General features: G+C 40.4%; 22 protein-coding genes. 14 read left to right on the forward strand and 8 right to left on the reverse strand.

Annotation, left to right across the window (positions count from 1 at the left end; genetic code table 11):
- Nucleotides 1-58 precede the first annotated feature (58 nt).
- Nucleotides 59-1159 carry a ligand-binding sensor domain-containing protein gene (locus ACX27_RS21775; protein ID WP_062295461.1) on the reverse strand — a complete coding sequence of 367 codons (1101 nt, stop codon included), beginning with the start codon at nucleotides 1157-1159 and terminating at the stop codon, nucleotides 59-61.
- Between the two features lie 845 nt (nucleotides 1160-2004).
- Here ACX27_RS21775 and ACX27_RS21780 point away from each other — a divergent pair.
- The 4 genes from ACX27_RS21780 (at nucleotide 2005) to ACX27_RS21795 (ending at nucleotide 5623) form a co-directional block, all read left to right on the forward strand.
- Nucleotides 2005-3435: a form I ribulose bisphosphate carboxylase large subunit gene (locus ACX27_RS21780; protein ID WP_062295463.1), complete on the forward strand. Its 1431-nt coding sequence runs from the start codon at nucleotides 2005-2007 to the stop codon at nucleotides 3433-3435.
- A gap of 92 nt (nucleotides 3436-3527) precedes the next feature.
- Entirely contained in the window at nucleotides 3528-3935 is a 408-nt protein-coding gene (rcbX, locus tag ACX27_RS21785; protein ID WP_062295465.1) for a RuBisCO chaperone RbcX, read from the forward strand.
- Between the two features lie 46 nt (nucleotides 3936-3981).
- Nucleotides 3982-4311 (forward strand): ribulose bisphosphate carboxylase small subunit, encoded by a 330-nt coding sequence (locus ACX27_RS21790; RefSeq protein ID WP_062295467.1) that lies wholly within the window; start codon nucleotides 3982-3984, stop codon nucleotides 4309-4311.
- A 361-nt stretch (nucleotides 4312-4672) separates the two neighbouring features.
- Nucleotides 4673-5623, forward strand: coding sequence for an RpoD/SigA family RNA polymerase sigma factor (locus ACX27_RS21795; RefSeq protein ID WP_062295469.1), 951 nt, complete (start codon nucleotides 4673-4675; stop codon nucleotides 5621-5623).
- A gap of 234 nt (nucleotides 5624-5857) precedes the next feature.
- On the opposite strand, the gene ACX27_RS21800 is transcribed toward ACX27_RS21795, so the two are convergent.
- The 4 genes from ACX27_RS21800 to hemF all read right to left on the reverse strand — a co-directional run bounded on the left by ACX27_RS21800 (nucleotide 5858) and on the right by hemF (nucleotide 10303).
- Nucleotides 5858-6682, reverse strand: coding sequence for an acyl-CoA desaturase (locus tag ACX27_RS21800; protein WP_062295471.1), 825 nt, complete (start codon nucleotides 6680-6682; stop codon nucleotides 5858-5860).
- A gap of 223 nt (nucleotides 6683-6905) precedes the next feature.
- Complete coding sequence (gene hemN / locus ACX27_RS21805; protein WP_062295473.1) at nucleotides 6906-8303, reverse strand: oxygen-independent coproporphyrinogen III oxidase; 1398 nt, start codon at nucleotides 8301-8303, stop codon at nucleotides 6906-6908.
- Nucleotides 8304-8392: 89 nt separating this feature from the next.
- On the reverse strand, nucleotides 8393-9142 hold the full coding sequence (locus tag ACX27_RS21810; RefSeq protein WP_062295475.1) for a biliverdin-producing heme oxygenase: 750 nt from the start codon (nucleotides 9140-9142) through the stop codon (nucleotides 8393-8395).
- A gap of 117 nt (nucleotides 9143-9259) precedes the next feature.
- A complete protein-coding gene (gene hemF / locus ACX27_RS21815) occupies nucleotides 9260-10303 on the reverse strand; it encodes an oxygen-dependent coproporphyrinogen oxidase (protein WP_062298495.1) in 1044 nt (347 codons plus the stop codon).
- A gap of 265 nt (nucleotides 10304-10568) precedes the next feature.
- On the opposite strand from hemF, the gene acsF reads away from it, so the two are divergent.
- The 7 genes from acsF (at nucleotide 10569) to ACX27_RS21845 (ending at nucleotide 19350) form a co-directional block, all read left to right on the forward strand.
- Nucleotides 10569-11624 (forward strand): magnesium-protoporphyrin IX monomethyl ester (oxidative) cyclase, encoded by a 1056-nt coding sequence (gene acsF / locus ACX27_RS21820; RefSeq protein ID WP_062295477.1) that lies wholly within the window; start codon nucleotides 10569-10571, stop codon nucleotides 11622-11624.
- Between the two features lie 728 nt (nucleotides 11625-12352).
- The gene (locus ACX27_RS21825) at nucleotides 12353-14050 is read left to right on the forward strand and encodes a Mu transposase C-terminal domain-containing protein (RefSeq protein WP_235526311.1); all 1698 of its coding nucleotides are present in this window, start codon (nucleotides 12353-12355) and stop codon (nucleotides 14048-14050) included.
- Nucleotides 14051-14223: 173 nt separating this feature from the next.
- Complete coding sequence (locus ACX27_RS21830) at nucleotides 14224-15078, forward strand: AAA family ATPase (RefSeq protein WP_062295479.1); 855 nt, start codon at nucleotides 14224-14226, stop codon at nucleotides 15076-15078.
- On the forward strand, nucleotides 15071-15583 hold the full coding sequence (locus tag ACX27_RS21835; RefSeq protein ID WP_062295481.1) for a TniQ family protein: 513 nt from the start codon (nucleotides 15071-15073) through the stop codon (nucleotides 15581-15583). The genes ACX27_RS21830 and ACX27_RS21835 overlap by 8 nt, the downstream gene beginning before the upstream one ends.
- A 325-nt stretch (nucleotides 15584-15908) precedes the next feature.
- Nucleotides 15909-16130, forward strand: a complete 222-nt coding sequence (locus ACX27_RS32985; protein ID WP_200929837.1) for a hypothetical protein — start codon at nucleotides 15909-15911, stop codon at nucleotides 16128-16130.
- A gap of 10 nt (nucleotides 16131-16140) precedes the next feature.
- A complete protein-coding gene (locus tag ACX27_RS32990) occupies nucleotides 16141-16809 on the forward strand; it encodes an AAA family ATPase (protein ID WP_335337840.1) in 669 nt (222 codons plus the stop codon).
- Between the two features lie 48 nt (nucleotides 16810-16857).
- Entirely contained in the window at nucleotides 16858-19350 is a 2493-nt protein-coding gene (locus ACX27_RS21845) for a S8 family peptidase (protein WP_062295483.1), read from the forward strand.
- A gap of 146 nt (nucleotides 19351-19496) precedes the next feature.
- Here the strand turns inward: ACX27_RS21845 and ACX27_RS21850 are convergent, their stop codons facing one another.
- Nucleotides 19497-19799 (reverse strand): hypothetical protein, encoded by a 303-nt coding sequence (locus ACX27_RS21850; protein WP_062295485.1) that lies wholly within the window; start codon nucleotides 19797-19799, stop codon nucleotides 19497-19499.
- On the opposite strand from ACX27_RS21850, the gene ACX27_RS34965 reads away from it, so the two are divergent.
- A complete protein-coding gene (locus ACX27_RS34965) occupies nucleotides 19798-19929 on the forward strand; it encodes a hypothetical protein (protein WP_256364354.1) in 132 nt (43 codons plus the stop codon). The genes ACX27_RS21850 and ACX27_RS34965 overlap by 2 nt on opposite strands.
- 91 nt (nucleotides 19930-20020) lie before the next feature.
- Entirely contained in the window at nucleotides 20021-20281 is a 261-nt protein-coding gene (locus ACX27_RS21855; protein ID WP_062295487.1) for a helix-turn-helix domain-containing protein, read from the forward strand.
- Between the two features lie 43 nt (nucleotides 20282-20324).
- Here ACX27_RS21855 and ACX27_RS21860 read toward each other — a convergent pair whose 3' ends face one another.
- Nucleotides 20325-20633: a phospholipase D-like domain-containing protein gene (locus tag ACX27_RS21860; protein ID WP_235526312.1), complete on the reverse strand. Its 309-nt coding sequence runs from the start codon at nucleotides 20631-20633 to the stop codon at nucleotides 20325-20327.
- 151 nt (nucleotides 20634-20784) lie between these two features.
- On the opposite strand from ACX27_RS21860, the gene ACX27_RS21865 reads away from it, so the two are divergent.
- Nucleotides 20785-21609 (forward strand): transposase family protein, encoded by an 825-nt coding sequence (locus ACX27_RS21865; protein WP_335337729.1) that lies wholly within the window; start codon nucleotides 20785-20787, stop codon nucleotides 21607-21609.
- Between the two features lie 86 nt (nucleotides 21610-21695).
- Here ACX27_RS21865 and ACX27_RS21870 read toward each other — a convergent pair whose 3' ends face one another.
- Nucleotides 21696-22262 (reverse strand): hypothetical protein, encoded by a 567-nt coding sequence (locus ACX27_RS21870; protein WP_235526313.1) that lies wholly within the window; start codon nucleotides 22260-22262, stop codon nucleotides 21696-21698.
- Between the last annotated feature and the right edge of the window lie 5 nt (nucleotides 22263-22267).

The following is a 22267-nucleotide window of genomic DNA, read 5'->3' on the forward strand; positions in this document are numbered from 1 at the left end:
AGTGCTGAGTGCTGAGTTATGAGTAAAGAAATTTTTAACTCATAACTCATAGTACCTATTACTTAACTGCACGGCTGAAAGCAAGATGGGGTTTTGCTCCATTCATTTTGGGCATTAACCAAGCTAAACCTTCACTAGTGCCGATCCATAATTTATTACTAATATCTGGTACAAGCGCAAGCACTCGACTAGAAGGAAGACCTGCAACTTGATCTAAAAGTGCGCCTGTATGTGGATTTAATCGTAACAAACCATTGTTCGTCCCCACCCAAACACTACCATCTTGGGCAAATTTGATTGCTGTCACATTCCGTCCCCGCAATGGCGTTACAGACCGCAATACTTTATCTGTTTTTGGGTCAATTACTAACAAATTGTTAGCCATTCCCGCCCAAATTAACCCTTCTGGACTAATAGCTAAGGTTTGCACTGTTGTACCGGGTAAACTATCAATTCGCTTCATAATATAAGCGTTGGTAGTGTTTACCCTGACCAAACCATCCAAAGTCCCCACCCACAGTTGACCTTCTGCATCTAAAGTTAAGGTGTTGGCACTGACTCCAGGTAAATTTTTCACTGTCGTCATAATTAAGCCTTGGTCGGGACTAATTAAAGCTAAACCGCTATCAGTTCCCACCCACAAGTAGCCGCGCTTGTCAACTAACATCGACAAAACCCGCTTGGAAGGTAAAAATAAATTCTGTGCTGTAATTTCATTCGTCCGGGGGTCAACTCGCATCAGTCCTTCATAAGTTCCCACCCATAAACGCCCCACTTTGTCTTGAGCTAAAGCACCGATCGCCACATTCGGTAAATTTACCCGCGCTAATATCTTACCTGTCTTGGGGTCAATCCGCGATAATCCCCGCCAATAACCCACCCACAAATTTCCTTTAAAGTCTTTCAGTAAGTTACTGACACGGTAATCTGTTTCTATTGACCTTTCTTCCAGATTTCTCTCGTCTGGTAAAGGTTGGACTTGTGGCGGAGGTGCTGAAGCTGGGTAAGAAGGAGTCACTTGCGATCGCGGAACATCTGGAGTGAGAGTTGATGGATTTTCACTATTGGTTTGCGCCTTGACTGGATTTGTCATCAGTACCAGGCCAATGTTTGGCAAAGTCATCAACCCCAGCAAAATCGAAGTCGTCAAAAAACTCATACGCTTGCGAAACAATACCACGGTGACATTTCCTCAAAAGACAGTAAGTTTAGCCATTACCTAAATTGGCAGGCGGTTAAACTCAGTGTTCCCGTTGTTGATATTGTTTAAATCGTCTTCCAACATTTTTCCCAGAAATTACTGAGTAATCGTCAAGGGTCAATAGTCAGTTGTACCTTTTTGCAACTCACCACTCCCGACTATAGCTTTCACATTTCCATACAGTTAGAAGCTACGTTTGTAAATTAGTTTTAACAAAATGTTTAAATCTTTATGTAATAACAAATTTAAATATATAAGTTAAAAATTTTCAAAGAATAACTTATGCAATTTATTGATATATTGTGAGACAAGTTACAAATTACGTTGTGTGCAATTTTGTCTTTCGCTGACTACTCGACTAAATCAGCATCCCGCAAAATCTCTTCTGGTTTGCTTTCTACAAGTTGGAAACACAGCAGGAGTGCGGATGCGGAAATGTAAGCGAGAACGCGCATTTCCATAATTCAACGGATGTAAAAGAGAATAACCTCATGCTTTCTGCAAAGTAGAGAGTTTTTACGGAGGCTACAAAGGTTTAGCGAGTCAAGAAGAATAGATAAAAGAAATTTTTTTCATCCAACAAGGGCGCAAGCGCCAGGATATGCACTTCTGAGCGTGAACAGCACTGGTGAGAAACCAAGTGTTAATTAAAGAAAAACTGCTACCCTTTGGCAAAGACGACCTCTAACAACCAACTGTGCCTAACTTTCTCCTCTACTGATGAGGGTGAAAAAAATGGTGAGAGGAAGTTGTACAAAACGTGATTTGATAAGTAAAAAGAGTGACATCTTGGAAGGATAGATATGTCTTACGCTCAAACGAAGACTCAGTCAAAAGCTGGGTATAAAGCCGGGGTTCAAGATTACAGACTAACTTATTACACACCTGATTACACACCTAAAGATACGGATCTTCTGGCGGCGTTCCGTGTTACACCCCAGCCTGGAGTTCCCTTTGAAGAAGCAGCTGCGGCTGTAGCGGCTGAGTCTTCTACTGGTACTTGGACAACCGTATGGACAGACTTATTAACCGATCTAGATCGTTACAAAGGTCGTTGCTACGATATCGAACCAGTTCCTGGCGAAGACAACCAGTTTATTGCCTACATTGCCTATCCTCTGGATCTCTTTGAAGAAGGCTCCATCACCAACGTTTTAACCTCTATTGTAGGTAACGTATTTGGTTTTAAAGCGTTGCGGGCATTGCGTTTAGAAGACATTCGCTTCCCTGTAGCTTACATCAAGACCTTCCAAGGCCCTCCCCACGGTATCCAAGTTGAGCGCGACAAGTTAAACAAATACGGTCGTCCTCTGTTGGGATGTACAATCAAACCCAAATTAGGTTTGTCTGCTAAGAACTACGGTCGTGCAGTATACGAGTGTTTGCGCGGCGGTTTGGACTTTACAAAAGACGACGAAAACATCAACTCTGCACCATTCCAAAGATGGCGCGATCGCTTCTTGTTCGTAGCTGATGCTATCCACAAGTCTCAAGCCGAAACAGGCGAAATTAAAGGTCACTACCTCAACGTTACCGCGCCTACCTGCGAAGAAATGTTGAAACGGGCTGAGTACGCTAAAGAACTCAATATGCCCATCATCATGCACGACTACCTCACAGCAGGTTTCACAGCTAACACCACCTTGGCGCGTTGGTGTCGTGACAACGGTCTATTGCTGCACATCCACCGCGCGATGCACGCTGTAATCGACCGTCAAAAGAACCACGGTATTCACTTCCGTGTATTGGCTAAAGCCCTACGTTTATCTGGTGGTGATCACATCCACACCGGTACCGTAGTAGGTAAATTAGAAGGTGAACGTGGTATCACAATGGGCTTCGTTGACCTGTTGCGGGAAAACTACGTTGAACAAGACAAATCTCGCGGTATCTACTTTACCCAAGATTGGGCTTCTCTGCCTGGTGTAATGGCAGTTGCTTCCGGTGGTATCCACGTATGGCACATGCCCGCATTGGTAGAAATCTTTGGTGATGACTCCGTACTACAATTCGGTGGTGGTACACTCGGACACCCCTGGGGTAATGCTCCTGGTGCAACCGCTAACCGTGTAGCTTTGGAAGCGTGTATCCAAGCTCGTAACGAAGGCCGCAACTTGGCGCGTGAAGGTAACGATGTTATTCGTGAAGCTGCTAAGTGGTCTCCTGAACTAGCTGCTGCTTGCGAACTGTGGAAAGAAATCAAGTTCGAGTTTGAGGCAATGGATACCGTCTGATCATCAAGTAAAAGGTAAAAAGTTAAAAGGTAAAAGAAAATCTTTTTACTTATTACTTTTTACTTTTAACTTAAATTTGGGCTGGGTCAAGCATGAATCTCAAGCAAATTGCGAAAGATACAGCCAAAACTCTCCAAAGCTACCTAACTTATCAGGCGCTAAGGATTGTACTGGCACAGCTAGGCGAAACGAATCCACCGTTAGCTGTTTGGCTGCATAACTTTTCCGCCGGAAAAGTTCAGGATGGAGAAGCTTATATTGAACAACTTTTCCAACACAAACCTGACTTAGCACAGCGAATTATGACAGTGAGAGAACATATAGCCGAAGAAGTGGCAGAGTTCTTACCAGAAATGGTTCGCACTGGTATTAAGCAAGCCAATATGGAACAGCGTCGCCAGCACTTAGAACGCATCACGCAGCTGAGTTTAACTAACCCCAGTCCTGAATCAGAACAACAGCAATTTTCCGATCCTGACTGGGATAACTTAGCCAGTTAGGAAATATGCAAGTAGTCACTCAATAGCAAACCTTTATTATTTAGCTATGCAAACCCTACCAAAAGAGCGCCGCTACGAAACCCTGTCTTATCTTCCCCCTCTGAGCGATGCTCAAATTGAGAAGCAAATTCAGTACATTCTGAATCAAGGTTACATCCCCGCGATCGAGTTCAACGAAACCTCTGAACCCACAGAATTTTACTGGACAATGTGGAAGTTGCCTTTGTTCGGCGCTAAATCCACCCGCGAAGTATTAGGCGAAGTTCAAGCTTGCCGTTCTCAATATCCTACCCACTACATTCGTGTTGTAGGTTTCGACAACATCAAGCAGTGCCAAATCCTCAGCTTCATTGTTCACAAACCCAACAGATATTGAAAAAGTTACAGGTAAAGGATAAAAGTCCTGATACCTGAGTTGATGAAATTTAAAAAAGAGAGGTGAAATAACAGCCTCTCTTTTTTTTATACAGCGTGTCTCGGTTGAGTGCAGTAGAAGTAGATAAGACTTACGCAGTAATACGCAAAATCAAGGGTTTGGAGAAGAGTGTCAGGGTGTAGGAGTCTTGGGTTGTATGTATTTGAAACCCTTACACGACGAGAATTTTGGGTTTTTGGAGTACCACAGGAGCGATCGCAGCACAAAATGGCTCGTGCGAATTGGCATTTTTTCTGAGCCTATTTGATTTATACTTTTAGATTCGTCTGAAATTATCAAATAAGCACAGTTTGAAAGTTGTATGTCCAGCCTAAGTCCTGACATGGTACGCGTTTATTTACGAGAGATTGGCCAGTTTCCTCTACTCACCTCAGACCAAGAAATCACTTATGGCAGGCAAGTACAGCAAATGATTGCCATTGAGGAGCAGAAACAAAAGCTGAGTGAACAATTAGATAGGGAACCAACATTAGCAGAATTAGCTAATTTTGTCAATAAAAACGAATCTGAAATCACTCAAATCCTCCAGATTGGTCAACGAGCAAAGCAAAAAATGGTGACAGCAAACCTCCGACTAGTGGTTTCTATCGCCAAAAAATATCAGCGTCGCAACCTAGAGTTATTGGATTTGATTCAAGAAGGTGCAATTGGTTTACAGCGAGGGATAGAAAAATTCGACCCCAATCGTGGTTATAAATTGTCAACCTACGCTTACTGGTGGATTAGCCAAGCTATCACCAGAGCGATCGCTGAAAAATCCCGTACTGTTAGGCTACCAATTCACGTTAACGAAAAACTCAATCAAATCAAAAAAGTCCAGCGTGAACTGTTTCAAACTCTCGGTCGTCGTCCTTCAGTCGCAGAAATTGCTCAAAAATTGGACATCGAACCCAGCCAAATTCGAGAATATCTCAGTGCTGCTAGTTCGACAATTTCTTTAGATTTAAAAGTTGGCGATAACCAAGACACAGAACTCAGTGAACTTTTAAGTGATGATGGTGTCTCCCCCAACGACCAAATTACCCAAGAAATGCTGCGTCAAGACTTGGATAACTGGTTATCATCGCTGAAACCTGTACAACGTGAAGTATTAATTCTGCGTTTTGGACTGCTAGATAATCAAGAACGGAGTTTGGCACAGATTGGCGAAAAGCTCAATGTCAGCCGCGAACGTGTTCGTCAAATTCAGCAGCAAGCCATGAATGTTCTGCGTCGTCAACAACCAGAAATGGGACAATATCTATCTTCTTGATCGCGTGCTGAGGAGCCACTGCGTTGGGCGGCTTTGCCGACTTGAAGCAAGTAGCGTTGCTAAGTAAGAAAAAGGATACTCAGTTTTTGAGAATGTTACCCATTTTGGCTTTATAAGGTTCAGTTAAGACTCAAAACCAATTTTGGCTTAGTAACTATCTTGAAAATCAAGAAAACAAAATTGTAGGGGTGAACGGCCGTTCACCCCTACAGTTGTATTTGTATCGATAAAGCTCTATTTTGGTGGCAAGTTAACATCTTGTGCCAAACGCAGGTTTTTCAATAATTTAATTGCCCACCAAGTCATATCAATTTCCCACCAGCGCCAACCACATCTCGCTACATGAGGATAGGCATGGTGATTGTTGTGCCATCCCTCGCCATAGGTGAGAATCGCCGCCCACCAGAGATTACGCGAATTATCATTACACTCAAATGTGCGATATCCCCATAAATGGGTTACTGAGTTGATAAACCAAGTTGTATGCCAAAGAATTACACATCTCAAAAACACACCATAAATGACAAATGACCATCCGCCAAGGGCATACAACAACAAAGCGACTGGAATTTGTAATAGTAAAAAGTAGCGATTGAGCCAACGGTAAAAAGCATCTCGCGCTAAATCAGTTGCATATCTTTGGTAGCAGTCATAATCAAAGAACTCTTTGTTGGGGTAGAAAATCCATAAAATATGACTCCACCAAAAACCTCTGCGGGCAGAGTAGGGATCTTTGTATTCGTCTTCTGTGTGAGCATGATGTAGCCGGTGTCCCGCTACCCAGAATATTGGCCCGCCTTGCAAAGATAGCGCCCCCAAAATTGCGATCGCATATTCTAACCACTTAGGCACACGCAAGCTACGATGGCTCAACATTCGGTGATAGCCAAGGCAAACTCCAATACTACCAAATAGCCAATGCAGCAACAACATCACACCCAACGCCGACCAAGAAAAAAACCACGGTGCTAACAGTGCCAGAGCATGAATTATCGCAAAAAATGCCACAGTTAGCCAATCAAGACGCAACGATTGGGGATTATCTGACCAAGTTCTCATGGAATTAAATTTCACAAACACTCCTCATAAGCTGTTAAACATTTAATTTGCACATTGAGGCCGCAAAGAGGCAGGAGGCGGGGTGCAAGGGAGAGGATTTGAAGGTTTTGTTACCATAAACATGGTGCAATTTAAATGACGATTAGCTTACAATTTAAAAGTCAAAATTAGAAATTAAATATGTTTTTGACTTTTGACTTTTTCACACCCAATTTCTCATTCTTCAAATCGCTTTAGAATAAACAAGGTTTGCTCGTTCCCGCAGATAGACATCAAAGACAGCCGCAATATTGCGAATAAGTAATCTGCCGCTTGGTGTCACTTCAATTTGATTAGGAGAAAGTTTAATCAAACCATCTGCTTCTAATAACCGCAGTTGTAATTGCTCTCTTTGGAAATACTCAGCAAAATCACTATCAAAGTGTAGATGATATTTTTCTTCTATTCTGTCTGGTGAAAGCTGGAATTGACACATTAATTCCATAATGATTGTGCGCCGCACAATATCATCTTGATTAAGTTTCACTCCTTTTTCAATGGGCAATTCATCACTATTAATTGCTTGATAGTAATTTTTGAGTCGTTTATGATTCTGCACATACACATCATGCAGCATACTAATTGAACTCATCCCAAATGCTAATAAATCAGATTCCGGTTTGGTGGTATAGCCTTGGAAGTTTCGATGTAGTTGCCCTTTTTGTTGAGCGATCGCTAATTCATCATTCGGTTTAGCAAAATGATCCATCCCAATAAAAACATAGCCATTGTTGCTTAATTCTTCAATCGACATCTGCAAAATTCGCAATTTTTCTTCAGCTAATGGCAAAGCTTCTTGCGGAATTAAGCGTTGAATTGGTTTTAACCAAGGTACATAAGCAAAGTTAAACACTGCAATTCGGTCTGGGTTGAGTTGAATTGTCTTGTTAACTGTGCTTTTAAAAGTCTCTAAAGTTTGATAAGGTAAGCCATAAATTAAATCAACATTCACACTCTTAAAGCCAGCATCGCGCACCCAATCCATTACCTGAAACAGCATTTCTTCCGGCTGAATGCGGTTAACAGCTTGTTGTACTTGCAAATTAAAATCTTGAATGCCAAAACTAATGCGATTAAAACCTAAATCTTTTAAAGCAAACAGGTAATCTCTATCTAAAAATCGCGGATTAACTTCAATAGAAATTTCTGCATCATCATCAAAATCAAAACAATGATTGAGCGCATACCATAAAGCCTCAACTTGACGTAGCGATAAATAGTTAGGAGTACCGCCACCCCAATGCAATTGTTGAACATTCCGTTCATGATGAATTAAAGAAGCTACTCGCTGAATATCCCGAATCAAATAATTCAAATAAGGTTCAGCAAGTATTTTATTGGGAGTAATAACAGTATTACAACCGCAGAAATAACAAGCACTTTCACAAAAAGGAATATGACAGTACAAAGATAGAGGTGTTTTCTTGTAATTGCCAACTGCGATCGCTGCTTTAAAATCAGCTTGTTCAAAATCCTCTGTTAACTCTGTAGCGGGAGGATAACTAGTGTAGCGCGGTAAAGGCTGATCATATTTTCTCAGCAAGTCAGCATCGAATTTCACATTTTGCGATAAGACGTTCATAAAAATTCGCAATTTCAAATCATCTGTTTACAGGTTGTTAGTTCCCTAACTTCTTCAAGAAGTCGGGGATCTGTACATTTTGCAGCACTTCAAATACTGTAATTAAGTACCTTATTTTGTTCAGCGCGATTTTCTGTGCTACCTGGTTTATCTTGGCGAGTCATCAAATCAAAAACATGCTCACCAACAACAGCTTTCACATCTGCTTCTAGTTCATGAACGACATCCCGATTAAGTGCAAAAGCATAGTTAGCCTCGTCTACAATTTTCTGAATCATGACTTCATCTATTGCCAAAGAATTCAATGCTTGACGGTATTGTTCTTTAAATGCTCGTTTGGCTTCTGCAGTTGGAATTTGCTCAAATTCGTGCATTGCAGTTCCTTGATCTGGTGGTAAATTCATTGCAGAACGAGCAATATTTCGCAGTGCTTGTCCACCAGACAAATCTCCCATATAGCGAGTGTAAGCATGAGCAATTAATAACTCAGGTTGTGTGTTGGCAATTTCTCTCAGCCGATTTACATAAACTTGTCCAGACGGAGAAGGTTTAATTTCCTTTTGCCAGTTTTCACCGTAATAATATGCTAAATCTTTCTCTAAATTGGCTTGGCGATTTAATTCCGGAAAATAAATCAACCCCACAATTGGATGATTTTGATATCGTTGTAATTCTGCCTCTAAAACAGAATAGACAAAGTAAAGATCCGCCAATAATTTCCTAAAAAAGCTCTTTTCGACAATCCCTTTCAGGAAACATTTCATAAACGCAGTATTTTCCGCCAAGGTATGGGAATGTTTTGTTCCTTCCCGTAAACGTGCATCTAAATGGCTACTCATAGCGAATACCTCATTCAATTATTAAAAAGTTTTAATTATCTTTTTGGTATTGGGAAGAGAAGTAAAAAGGTAAAAGTTAAAAGGCAAAAGAAAAGAATCTTTTTACTTTTGCCTTTCTTACACCCAATCTCTAGGCTGAAGAAAAATTTCCGTCAGTTCCGCTTCTGGGGTTCCTGCTTCCGGTTCATAGCAATATTCCCAGCGTGCTAACGGTGGTAATGACATAAGGATAGATTCGGTTCTGCCCTTGGTTTGTAGTCCAAACACTGTGCCTCGGTCGTAAACTAAATTAAACTCGACATAACGACCCCGACGGTACAGTTGAAAATTACGCTGGCGATCGCTATACTCTATTCCTTGTCGCCGTTTGACAATAGGCAAGTAAGCAGGTAAAAAAGCTTCACCACAAGACTGCACAAACGCAAAGATATCTTCCCAATTCCGCTCGACATTTCCGACTTTTTGGCTGTAAATAGCGGCTGGAGTATCTGTTTGAGAACCGACGTAAAGCTTACCACTAGCATCTTGATAATCAAAGAAAATCCCCCCAATCCCGCGCTGTTCTTGACGATGGCGTAAATAAAAGTATTCATCGCACCAACGCTTAAAAGTTGGGTAATATTCTGGATGGTGGGAATCACAGGCATTTTTAAATGTCTGATGAAAGTGAACAGCATCCTCAGCAAAAGCATAATATGGCGTTAAATCTGCGCCACCACCAAACCACCAAATTGGGCCAGCTTCAAAGTAGCGATAGTTAAGATGTACTGTTGGCACAAAGGGATTACGAGGATGCAACACCATTGAAGTTCCTGTGGCAAAAAATTCATGCCCTGCTGCTTCTGGACGTTGCGCCAGAATTGAAGCTGGTAAGCTTTTTCCCCAAACTGCGGAAAAATTCACACCACCCTGCTCAAACACCTGTCCTTCTCGAATCACGCGGGTACGTCCTTCCCCACCTTCTTCTCGCTCCCAGTAATCTTGTTGAAAGCGTGCTTCTCCGTCAATTTGCTCTAAACCTGTGCAAATCTCATCCTGGATGTTTTGCATGAATCGCAACACCCGCTGCCGTGAATCCTTGGGTATGGTGTTATTCGGTGATGCGAGCAATGTTGTGTGATTTGAAGATTCTTGCAGAGAATGATCGGAATGACGGCGCATGGTAAAACCTCTCAAATTTCGGGTCGGTAAAATTATCATTACTTAATAACTCTATAGCTATAAATTAAATTTGCAACCCAGAAGTTTCAAAACTTAATAAACTATCCCAACCCCTGCCCTATAAGGCTTTTGTCTAGTAATCTACAGTATCTAGAGTCTGGTGATTTCCGACTTTACTGAAGGATTGTAAAGAGGTCTAGCCAAAGAATCTCACTTATCATAACTTGATAGTTATGAAATTATTTACTTGATTACCGCATTACTTATGGTTAATACTCTGCCCAAGCCAGGAATTAAAACCCCCAACAAAGAAACCGTCCTCACTCCCCGCTTTTATACAACAGATTTTGAAAAAGCTGCCAATTTAGATTTGTCTGGTCAAGATACAGAATTGCAGGCGATGTTAGCCGAGATGCGAGCCGACTATAACCGCCACCACTTTGTTCGGGATGAAGCATTTGAACAGTCTTGGGAACATATTGAAGGTGAAGCGAGACAGGCGTTTATCGATTATTTAGAACGCTCGTGTATTTCCGAATTTTCCGGCTTTTTGCTGTTCAAGGAGTTGTCGCGCCAGCTGAAAAATCGCAGTCCCTTACTAGCAGAGATGTTTCAACTCATGGCGCGAGATGAAGCCCGCCACGCTGGTTTTCTCAACAAAGCAATGGGGGATTTTAAACTCTCCCTAGATTTAGCAATGGTGACGAAAACCCGCACCTATACGTTTTTCCCCATTGAGTGGGTACTCTACACCGTCTACCTATCAGAAAAAATCGGCTATTGGCGTTACATCATCATTTACAGACATCTACAACAGCACCCGGAAAACCAGTTTTACCCAATCTTCCGCTATTTTGAAAGTTGGTGTCAGGACGAAAATCGCCACGGAGATATATTTAAGGCGCTGTTACGTTCTCAACCCCAACTGTGGAACAACTGGAAAGCTCAACTTTGGAGTCGCTTTTTCTTGCTGTCGGTATTTGCTACCCATACAATGACAGTTCATGAACGGTCTGGTTTTTACAAAACTTTAGGACTAGATGCGACAGAGTTTGACCGCCAAGTGGTTTACAACACCAATGAAACGGCTGGACGGGCTTTTCCTGTAATGTTAAATACTGAACATCCCCAATTTTTCCCCCGCTTACAAAACTGTGCAGGTTACAACTTACAAATTGCAGAAATTGAACGTAGTTCTCAGCCCAAACTTATCAAGCTGATGCGTAAACTACCTTTAATAGCGTCGATTATTTGGAATTTACTCTTGCTTTATCTCATCAAACCCATTGATGCTGAGGCTTTGCGAGAAACCGTGCGTTAGTCTTGCATTAGTATTGGGGGCGATCGCTTGCTTGCATATTTCTGGTTAGTTAAATTTGCGGGCTTCTGCGGCGATTGTCACCCAACTTAATAAGTAAGTCGGTGAGAAAAAACCTAACTATGTTACAAAAGATTAACTAAGCTAACAACCTCTTCCCTCCTGCCTCCTGCCTTATCCTGACGATAAATATTCACGACAACCTACTTATTTGATTTCCATTAAGAGGGTTAAAAGGCGCACTTCGTTCGGGAGAATTCCGACACTTTGTATGGTCAGATCAATGCGACTTCAATTCAAAGGCGTTGAATAAATGCGGGATGAATTGAGATGTTGAAGCAAAATTAAAGATTGACTTTTCGAGCCTTTGCGCGAAACAAAATTCATTCCCTTAATCAGCAACGCCAATTAAAAAAATCATCTCTAGAAAGAGATTGACAAATAATGTGTCGCCACGGACAAATAATTTGTACATTCGCACGTTATATGTCGCAATTTGCAAATAACGACATGAGCGTTTTTATCATCTAAAACGCTTATTTTATAAAGCTTTCAGAACATTTTTCACTAAAAATATAACATTCCTAAATTCGCATATTGAATGTCGCAAACACTAATGTTCGCAAATTAACGCCGTTGGTCTAAATTTTGTTACCTTGCAAATTCAATGTCGCATTTTCTTAATTCAATGGTACATTGATACTATCAATAACTACATTCTCCTCACTTAAATGCCAGACAAAGAATTTGGATTAACTGGAGAATTGACACAAGTTACGGAAGCTATTTTGCTTGGTGAAAGTAATTTTGTGGTCGATCCATTACACATTATTCTGGAATCCTCAGATAGCCAGAAACTCAAATTTAATCTCATCCAATGGCTTGCTGAATCACCGAATCGACAGATTAAGTCTCAGAGAAAACAGGCAGTTGCAGAAACTCTTAGTATTTCTACTCGCCAGGTGGAGCGTCTTCTCAAAGAATACAACGAAGACAGATTAAATGAGACAGCCGGAGTACAACGCTCCGACAAGGGAAAACATCGAGTTAGCGAATACTGGCAACAATATATAAAAACAATTTACGAAAATAGCCTGAAAGAAAAACATCCAATATCGCCAGCATCTGTAGTTCGTGAAGTAAAGCGGCACGCGATTGTTGACCTTGGGCTTGAACAAGGAGACTATCCTCATCCAGCTACTGTTTATCGAATTTTAAATCCGTTAATTGAACAACAACAACGGAAGAAAAAAATTAGAAATCCAGGTTCAGGATCTTGGCTGACAGTGGAAACACGAGACGGCAAGCAACTAAAAGCAGAGTTTAGCAACCAAATTATTCAATGTGACCATACAGAACTGGATATTCGGATAGTTGATAATAACGGTGTGTTGTTACCGGAACGACCTTGGTTAACTACTGTTGTTGATACTTTCTCCAGTTATGTTTTAGGCTTCCACTTATGGATAAAACAACCTGGTTCTGCTGAGGTGGCTCTTGCTTTAAGACATTCTATATTACCCAAGCAGTATCCCAATGACTATGAACTGAGTAAACCTTGGGGTTATGGCCCTCCTTTTCAATACTTTTTCACGGATGGCGGCAAAGATTTTCGCTCTAAACATCTCAAAGCCATTGGCAAGAAACTCGGATTTCAATGCGAATTGCGCGATCGCCCAAACCAAGGTGGTATTGTAGAACGAATTTTTAAAACAATTAATACTCAAGTCCTGAAAGATTTACCCGGTTACACAGGATCTAATGTTCAGGAACGTCCTGAAAATGCAGAAAAAGAAGCTTGTTTGACTATACAGGATATAGACAAGGTTTTGGCTGGTTTCTTTTGTGATATTTATAACCATGAACCTTATCCCAAAGATCCCCGCGACACAAGATTTGAAAGATGGGTCAAGGGAATGGGAAGAAAACTACCTGAACCTTTGGATGAGCGAGAATTAGACATCTGTTTGATGAAAGAAGCGCAACGGGTTGTTCAAGCACATGGATCTATACAGTTTGAAAACTTAATTTATCGAGGAGAATCACTCAAGGCATATAAAGGTGAATATGTAACACTGAGGTATGACCCCGACCATATTCTGACTGTATATGTCTACAGTTGCGAAAGTGATGATAATTTAGAAGAATTTTTGGGTTATGCTCATGCCATAAACATGGACACCCATGATTTGAGTTTAGAAGAATTAAAAGCCCTGAATAAAGAGCGAAGTAAAGCGCGAAAAGAACACTTTAACTATGACGCTTTATTAGCATTAGGTAAACGCAATGAACTTGTAGGGAAACGGAAAGAAGACAAGAAGGAAAAAAGACGCTCAGAACAAAAGCGCCTCCGTTCTACATCTAAGAAAAACTCGAATGTTGTTGAACTACGCAAAAGTAGAGCTGCAAGTTCTTCTAAAAAAAGATGACCGTCAGGAAGTTTTACCAGAAAGAGTTTCTAGGGAAGAAATCAAGCTTGAGAAGATTGAGCTACAACCGCAGGAAAATATTTCATCACAAACTACTGACACTCAACAAGAGCAGAGACATAAGTTAGTTGTCTCTAACCGGCAAAAAAAATTTGAAAAATATTTGGTAAATTATGGCGCGATCGCAACTTGCAACCCAACCTATTGTTGAAGCTCTAGCCCCACATTTAAGCCTCAAGGCTCAAATTGCTAAAACTATTGATATTGAAGAGATTTTCAGGACTTGTTTTATCACCACTGATCGGGCATCTGAATGCTTCAGATGGTTAGATGAACTGCGGATTTTAAAGCAATGTGGTCGAATTATTGGGCCAAGAAACGTGGGAAAAAGCAGAGCAGCACTGCATTATCGTGATGAGGATAAAAAACGAGTTTCCTATGTAAAAGCTTGGTCAGCATCAAGTTCTAAGCGTCTATTTTCACAAATTCTGAAGGATATTAACCATGCTGCGCCGACAGGTAAAAGGCAGGATTTACGTCCAAGATTAGCTGGTAGTCTTGAACTATTTGGACTGGAACTGGTAATTATAGATAATGCTGATAATCTTCAAAAAGAAGCACTTTTAGACTTAAAGCAACTTTTTGAAGAATGTCATGTTCCTATTGTTTTAGTTGGAGGCAAGGAGTTAGATGATATTTTGCAAGATTGTGATTTGCTAACTAATTTTCCAACACTGTATGAGTTTGAACGCTTGGAATATGATGATTTTAAAAAGACATTAAGTACAATTGAATTGGATATTATATCTCTTCCAGAATCATCTAATTTATCTGAGGGGAATATTTTTGAAATTTTAGCGGGTAGTACAGGTGGGCGAATGGGAATTTTAGTCAAGATACTGACTAAGGCAGTTTTACATTCTCTCAAAAATGGTTTTAGCAAGGTTGATGAAAGCATACTAGAAAAAATTGCTAGTCGTTATGGTACAAAATATATTCCTCTCGAAAACAGAAATAGGAATGAATGAAGATGAAATTCGCCCAAAATTAGGCTATGTTGAGCCATACGAAGGAGAGAGCATTAGCCATTATTTGGGGCGTTTGCGTAGATTTAAAGCTAATAGCCTACCTTCAGCATATTCTTTAGGAAAAATTGCTGATCTTGGTGCTGTTACAGGGCGATGGGAAAAACTGTACTTTAACCCACGTCCTACTCAACAGGAGTTGGAAGCTTTGGCATCTGTGGTGGCAGTTAATGCCGATAGATTAACTGAGATGTTACCACCCACGGGGATGACGTTGAAGCCTCGACCAATTAAATTATGTGCTGCTTGCTATGCAGAAGAGCCTTATCATCGAATTGAGTGGCAATATAAGGAGCAACAAAAATGTGTTCGCCACAATTTACGTTTGCTAACAAAGTGTATTAACTGTGAAACTCCTTTCCCTATTCCCGCAGACTGGGTAGAAGGTGAATGTCCTCATTGTTCGCTGTCCTTTGCAAAGATGGCTAAAAGGCAAAGGCGTAATTAGATACTGGGAGTGAAGCGATTTCTACAAAGTGCTTTGCGATCGCAATTTTCTTATAGGTATTGTGCTTTCCCACTTTGAAAGAAGGGAGACAAATCTTTTGTGTTTATTGATAGTACATAAGTATTAGAGAATATCCTATAATAAATATTTATTGTCTACCATAGTTAGCCTGTAAAATAATAAACTTTAGATGTCGAGCTTCACTAAAACCTGGGAGACTTGTCCAGACTCAAAACCTTATGTCAACAGCCCGTCATGTTATTGCGCTTTTGAAGAGTTATCTAGAAGGTGAGGAGCAGCATTTTTTTTTTCTGTTGCTCTTCAAATGGCTGCACATGAAGCAAGGCAAGGACACACCAAAGTCGCTCAGGACATTCAAAACCTCGTTGACAAAGCAAAAGAGCGTAAATTCTTGACTGAGCATAAAACCTCGCCCATACCGCTCGTTCAACCCAAGGGAGAATTAGTCAACCTTGTATCAGTTCAATATTCAGATACAAGGTTGATTGATATGGTTCTTCCCATAGCTTTAAAAAAAAAGACTTGAACGCATCATTATAGAACAAACTCAGCGACATCGTTTGGCTGAGTATAATCTTAAACCTCGGCGCAAAATACTTCTGGTTGGCCCACCAGGTTCAGGTAAGTCGATGACTGCTATTGCTCTTGCTGGAGAACTCAAGCTTCCTCTGTTTACTGTTGCTTACACTGGACTAATTACGAAATACATGGGAGACACAGCTAATCAACTTAAGCTTGTATTTGATGCGATGGCAATAACACGGGGAGTTTATTTTTTCGACGAGTTTGATGCAATTGGCTCACAACGAGCTACAGCTAATGACGTTGGAGAGATTCGTCGGGTTTTAAACTCATGTTTGCAGTTTTTGGAGAACGATGATAGCCAAAGTCTCATCGTTGCTGCGACTAATCATCCCAAATTATTAGATAAGGCTCTTTTTCGACGGTTTGATGACCTTATTGAATATGAGCTACCAAATCCAGAAATGGTTCGCAAGTTGTTGACGACACGCTTATGCTCTTTTAATATTAAATGGCAAGATTGGCAGCATATTCTTAAAGTCGCAGATGGACTGAGCCAAGCAGAATTGGTGAAAGCAGCGGATGACGCTGCTAAAGCAGCCGTAATTTCTGATCAGAAATCAATATCTGAAGAAAATCTAATTTCAGCTATTTTAGAACGTAAAAACATTGTTTTTAAATAGTTGGGCTATATTTGGGTAAATATGTGTATAAATTAACTTCTAAACCAAATGCCTGACAACGAAAGAAATCTTCCGAATTTTTATTTTACAAAACAAGGAGTTAGTGAATATTACAGACGACCTAAGCGGAAGATAACAGAAAGACCTGCACCACAACGAAATCGAGAAGATCATGCACAACAGCTACTAGAAGCTTTTGGGCAGGCTATGGAAGAATACAGGCTACAGAAAGAATTACGAGAGCCAGAGCTTGCCGCAGGAGAACCTGGCTTTTATTTGGATTTCCAGCTACCAAAAAGTGAACTGAGAGTTGTTGAGAGCTTGGAACATAAAAGCAAGGGTATTGAGCTACTTACTGTCCACTCGTCTGATCAGGCCAAAGAAACCGCTTTAGCAGCAGTATTTGTACCAGACAAGGCATCAGAGTTTTTTTCTTCAAAAATAAAAGCTTACCGAGATAAGGATACCAAATCAGGTAAACCACAAAATGAATCTTTAATAGCAAGCCTTGATAGTATTAGCTTAGGTACAGCACGTGACCTGTTTACGGATAACCCTATATTATTTCCAGCTAACGAACATCAAAAAGTTTGGTGGGAAGTTTGGCTACGGCACGGTTGTGCAGATTTTTTCTCCGAGATCACCAAAGTGCTTCAGATTCGTACAACGAGAGAAGTTCTTAGGTTTCTTGAAAGAGAAGTAGTTCTAGCATTAACAAACGTAGAAACCTTATCACGAATCATCAGAAATAATGGTCTAATTGCCGAACTGCGTCTTGCTAAAGATTCACCAAGTATGTTCTTCGATCCCGATATGGATATGCAAGAACAGGTAAGTTGGGTGGAGGATCTCTCAGAACGCACTAATTTGTCGTCAGATATAAATCTTGCTGTTTGTTTGTTAGATCAAGGTGTTACTCGCTCTCATCGTTTGATTGAGCTAGTTCTTGCTCGTGAAGATTTGTTTACATACAATCCAAGCTGGGGATTTGAAGATAATCAGGGAGAGAAATGTGGGCATGGTACTGCTATGGCAGGTATCATTTTATATGGCGACCTTTACAAAACTTTAAAAACGCGACAGAGAATTGATCTCACTTACAAATTAGAATCTGTCAAAATACTTCCAAACACAGGACAAAACGATCCTAGACTTTATGGAGCAATAACTATAGATGCTGTTTCTCAGGTAGAAATTAAAAATCCTACACGTCAGCGTGTATTTTGTATGCCAGTTACGAGTGAAGGATTTGACAACACAGGGATTCCTTCTACTTGGTCAGCAGCAGTAGATCAAATATGTTTTGAATTTAAGCGACTTATGGTTATTCCCGTTGGCAATATCCGTAAGCCTATTATGCGTGGCGATTATCCTGATACTAATGATGTCAGCCCAGCAGAAGATCCTTCTCAAGCCTGGAATGCACTTATTGTTGGGGCTTACACCGATAAAGTCAACATAGTTGACACAAAGTATGCTGGGTGGGAAGCTATTGCTCCATCTGGTGATATTTCTCCTAATAGTAGGACTTCTCTTTTATGGGACAACACTTGGCCTACTCGACCAGATGTAACATTTGAAGGAGGCAATCTAGCAACTGAAAATGCTCATTCTCCTGCGGCTGATCCGGATGAATTACGACTTCTAACGACTTATTATAAGTCGAATGTACGGCAATTTACCCTTTTCGGGGATACAAGTGCCGCCGCCGCTTTCTGTAGCTATATGTCGGCGCGTATTTGGGCTGAACATCCCGAATATTGGGCTGAAACGGTTCGTGCTTTAATAGTTCATTCTGCGGAGTGGACTCCCACGATGCTCAGTAACTTACCAGAAAATGCTTCGCAAAGCAAAAAAATACATATATTATTGCGTCGATATGGTTATGGTGTTCCAAATCTAGAAAAGGCTCTTTTCAGCAGCAAAAGCGACTTAACAATGATTTTTGAAGATCAGTTACAGCCTTTTTGGAAAGTTGGCAATAAACCAGCAAAAACAAACAAAATGAACTTTCATGCACTTCCTTTACCAATGGAAAAGCTAAAAGAGTTGGGTGGAGCGGAAGTAGAGTTACGATTAACACTATCGTATTTTATAGAACCTAATCCTGGGGAACGAGGACAGCGACAGAGGCACTCTTACGCCTCACATGGCTTAAGATTTAAGATAAAGCGTTCATTAGAAACTCTGGCTGAATTTAAGCAACGCATTAATCAGATAGAAAAAGAGAAGGCAGAAAATTTAGTTCAAAACAGCACGGATGATAAGGATGATGGATGGTTTCTAGGGGCTAAAAGCTGGGATCGCAGTGGTTCAATCCATTCCGATATTTGGAGGGGTACTGCGGCAGCCTTAGCCGAAAGGGATGCTATAGCCATATATCCTGTTGGTGGCTGGTGGAAACACAATTCAAGAATAGAAGGATGGAATAACATTGCTAGATATACTCTTATTGTCTCTATCCGAGTAATAAATAAAGCTGAAGTAGATATTTATACCCCTATTGCAACAAAAGTTGGAGCTATACCTATAATTACTTGATATTTCATTTAGTAAGTGATAATCCTAATATAATTTAAAACATTTAACTAACATATAAATACGTATTTTTTGTTATGATAGTACAAAAGAGACGTGTTTACAGAGTTGATCACGTCTCTAGTTGATGATAGAAAAAATAATAGGTTTTACGCTACGTCTGCTATAGGTAAGCCATTCACAGCAACAATGATTTGCTGTGCTGCTTCTGGAGTGTCACAACTGGTTCTGATATCGCTATTACAGGGTTGTGCTATCCATTTTTCTTGCAGATTTTGGTAAAAAGTACCAAGTAGCTTAGAACCATTCCAAACTCGATACAACAGTCCAAACACATCTGCTACTGAATCGATTTCGATTTCTGCTGCTATTACCTCACCTAGCTGCTCAATGTAATCCTCAAACTCTAGTTGAGTCAAGGTGTGGTTATCAAATCCATCTTGTACAATCATGATGAATAACCTCGTGAATGGGGTTGTACAAAATGCGATCGCAGTCTCTTCCCGGAGGGCGATCGCATTTGTTTTTGTCTATAATTTAATCTACGCGACACGTAGATTTGCGTCAAGTGTAGATATATAACACTGTAAGTTTTATATATCTACTTGTTAAATAGAATACTGACGAGTAGATAAATCTACATCTAGCAGCGACTAAACTGGTGATGTAGTCTATGTCTGAGAATCAAGTGATTCGCTGGAAATTAAATGAAGTGATGGCGCGAAAGCGGGTTAAAAATAAGGATTTAGCTATGATACTTGGTATAACTGAAAACTCAATTTATAGATTGCGTAAGGTTGATGAAATGCCAAGATTAGCACCGGAACGATTGAATGGCATTTGCAAGGCGTTGAATTGTCAACCAGGGGAACTATTGGAATATCTGCCAGATGAAGGTGAAGGGAATGTTGTTTCTCAGGCTGATCTAGTTTAAGTGGGATGGGCTTACGCTTCATTGTAGGCGAGCGCATAAACAATCAAATCCCAGGAATAGGACGCAGGATTTTGTGAGACACCAAACTGTCAAACTGCAAGCGCAACGCTTGGGCTGTAGCTGAGTCAGTGAGCAAAACACCTGCTTCAATATTGCGTTCCTGGGCGGCTTCTGTAAAATTAGCTGATGTAATTAGCACAGATTCCTCATCTACAACAATGCACTTGGCGTGCAGAGATGATTTTTGCTTAACATCCACTGCTAGCGATCGCGAATCATAAAAAACTTCTGGTAATCTCTCCCCTGTCCAGATATCGCGGCGAAATGTGTGTGCAAATTCTCTCAATAACACTAGACTTGTCCGAAATATTAACTTAGGAAAAGAAAAATGGTAAAACGTTAAATTGAGCGTCTACCATTTTTCGATATTAGTTATGGTTTTTGATTATATCCAGAAATATCCCCGCCGAACAAAACAAATTTTAGGGATTAGTTATGAACAGTTGCAAAAACTGTTTAATTGCGCGATAAAGCGTCAGCAAGAAATTAAAACAAAACTCCAAAGCCAAAAAATAAGAATTAATGCAGCTGGTGGAGGTCGTAAAGAATTGTTATCAATCCAAGAACAAGTTTGTTTATGCTTATTTTATTTAAGGCAGATGCCGACATTTCAAGTATTAGGAATGTTGTTTGGGGTTTCCAAAACGGAAGCCAACGATACTTTTCATTATTGGATACCAATACTGCGAGATGTTTTACCAGCTAGTTTATTAGAACAAGTCTCAAATAATGAAAGCGAATTACTCTTGGTTCAGGAAGTATTAACCAATTTTCGGCTATTAGTGGATAGCTTAGAACAGCAAATATATAGGGATTCCGACCAAAAAGAACAACAAAAATATTTTTCTGGTAAGAAAAGGCAACATACATTAAAAAGTTTAATGATTGGTATACCAGAAGGTAAGGATATTGTGGAATTAGAAGTCGGCGTTCCTGGGCCAACAGCAGATATAAATTTGTTTCGTAAATCTCAGAAAAAGTTTGATAAGTCTCAACCTTTTTCAGGTGACAAGGCTTTTCAAGGTGGCGAAAACATTACTACTCCTCACAAAAGAAAGCCAAAACAAGAATTAACTCAACAGCAAAGAGATGAAAATAAGGCTTTGTCTAGCAATCGTATATTCATTGAACATTTGATTCGATTGCTTAAAATATTCCGGATAGCCTCACAAAGATTTCGCTTAAAGCTTGAGACGTATGAGCAGATTATTTTAACAGTTTGCAGGTTAGTCAGGCTGAGAATTGGTAGCTTAATCCTGCCAAATTAGCTACTACTAATAATCAGAAAATTTAAAAAAGGAGAAGTTAACTTTTATGCCTCTAAACTAACAGTAACTATCTCAAATCCTGATTATTACGTTTTTACGCAAATATCAAAGTTTTGCCCCAAAGCTTTGAACAGTCTGGCTTTGGAGTTTCCGGACAAGTCTACTGACTCTGCTACTTCACTGTAATGTGGACGTTGGATGTTAAGAAACATTTGTACATATAGTTCTGGGTTAGCATCCATGCGTTCCGCAAGTACCTGGAATAATTTTTTTGCTTTCTCACCTTTATCAATGGCAAAGCTGGAGATGAGAACACTTTTTTTCGCTTTACTAAATAGTTCGCGGACAACGACGCTAGTATCACGGCTTTGAGAACCAGTCACCTCTGGGCCTGTCCATACTAACTCAATGCGATCGCGTATTTGTTGAGATGCACTCCTTTCTGCTGCCAATAAGCGTAGAGTATAAGCAATGTGACTACATTTTACGCCTTCACAAGTAAGGTGATTAAGTTCATCAACTACTGTTTGGCTTAAGGTCGCAGGTACGTAGTTAATGATTGCCGATACTAGAAAAGGAGGGTATAGTCTGCCGTTTTCTAGTGCTGCGGCTAGTTTTAGTAAAGTTGGGCGGCTCAGTTGCAAAAAAGCCATTGGTT

Source organism: Nostoc piscinale CENA21 (assembly GCF_001298445.1).
GTDB lineage: Bacteria > Cyanobacteriota > Cyanobacteriia > Cyanobacteriales > Nostocaceae > Nostoc_B > Nostoc_B piscinale_A.

Bases quoted from the DNA above. Each gene is read 5' to 3' on its own strand.
- ACX27_RS21775 (WP_062295461.1), bottom strand. From the start codon at position 1,159: ATGAGTTTTTTGACGACTTCGATTTTGCTGGGGTTGATGACTTTGCCA.
- ACX27_RS21780 (WP_062295463.1), top strand. From the start codon at position 2,005: ATGTCTTACGCTCAAACGAAGACTCAGTCAAAAGCTGGGTATAAAGCC.
- rcbX (WP_062295465.1), top strand. From the start codon at position 3,528: ATGAATCTCAAGCAAATTGCGAAAGATACAGCCAAAACTCTCCAAAGC.
- ACX27_RS21790 (WP_062295467.1), top strand. From the start codon at position 3,982: ATGCAAACCCTACCAAAAGAGCGCCGCTACGAAACCCTGTCTTATCTT.
- ACX27_RS21795 (WP_062295469.1), top strand. From the start codon at position 4,673: ATGTCCAGCCTAAGTCCTGACATGGTACGCGTTTATTTACGAGAGATT.
- ACX27_RS21800 (WP_062295471.1), bottom strand. From the start codon at position 6,682: ATGAGAACTTGGTCAGATAATCCCCAATCGTTGCGTCTTGATTGGCTA.
- hemN (WP_062295473.1), bottom strand. From the start codon at position 8,303: ATGAACGTCTTATCGCAAAATGTGAAATTCGATGCTGACTTGCTGAGA.
- ACX27_RS21810 (WP_062295475.1), bottom strand. From the start codon at position 9,142: ATGAGTAGCCATTTAGATGCACGTTTACGGGAAGGAACAAAACATTCC.
- hemF (WP_062298495.1), bottom strand. From the start codon at position 10,303: ATGCGCCGTCATTCCGATCATTCTCTGCAAGAATCTTCAAATCACACA.
- acsF (WP_062295477.1), top strand. From the start codon at position 10,569: ATGGTTAATACTCTGCCCAAGCCAGGAATTAAAACCCCCAACAAAGAA.
- ACX27_RS21825 (WP_235526311.1), top strand. From the start codon at position 12,353: ATGCCAGACAAAGAATTTGGATTAACTGGAGAATTGACACAAGTTACG.
- ACX27_RS21830 (WP_062295479.1), top strand. From the start codon at position 14,224: ATGGCGCGATCGCAACTTGCAACCCAACCTATTGTTGAAGCTCTAGCC.
- ACX27_RS21835 (WP_062295481.1), top strand. From the start codon at position 15,071: ATGAATGAAGATGAAATTCGCCCAAAATTAGGCTATGTTGAGCCATAC.
- ACX27_RS32985 (WP_200929837.1), top strand. From the start codon at position 15,909: ATGGCTGCACATGAAGCAAGGCAAGGACACACCAAAGTCGCTCAGGAC.
- ACX27_RS21845 (WP_062295483.1), top strand. From the start codon at position 16,858: ATGCCTGACAACGAAAGAAATCTTCCGAATTTTTATTTTACAAAACAA.
- ACX27_RS34965 (WP_256364354.1), top strand. From the start codon at position 19,798: ATGATGAATAACCTCGTGAATGGGGTTGTACAAAATGCGATCGCAGTC.
- ACX27_RS21850 (WP_062295485.1), bottom strand. From the start codon at position 19,799: ATGATTGTACAAGATGGATTTGATAACCACACCTTGACTCAACTAGAG.
- ACX27_RS21855 (WP_062295487.1), top strand. From the start codon at position 20,021: ATGTCTGAGAATCAAGTGATTCGCTGGAAATTAAATGAAGTGATGGCG.
- ACX27_RS21870 (WP_235526313.1), bottom strand. From the start codon at position 22,262: ATGGCTTTTTTGCAACTGAGCCGCCCAACTTTACTAAAACTAGCCGCA.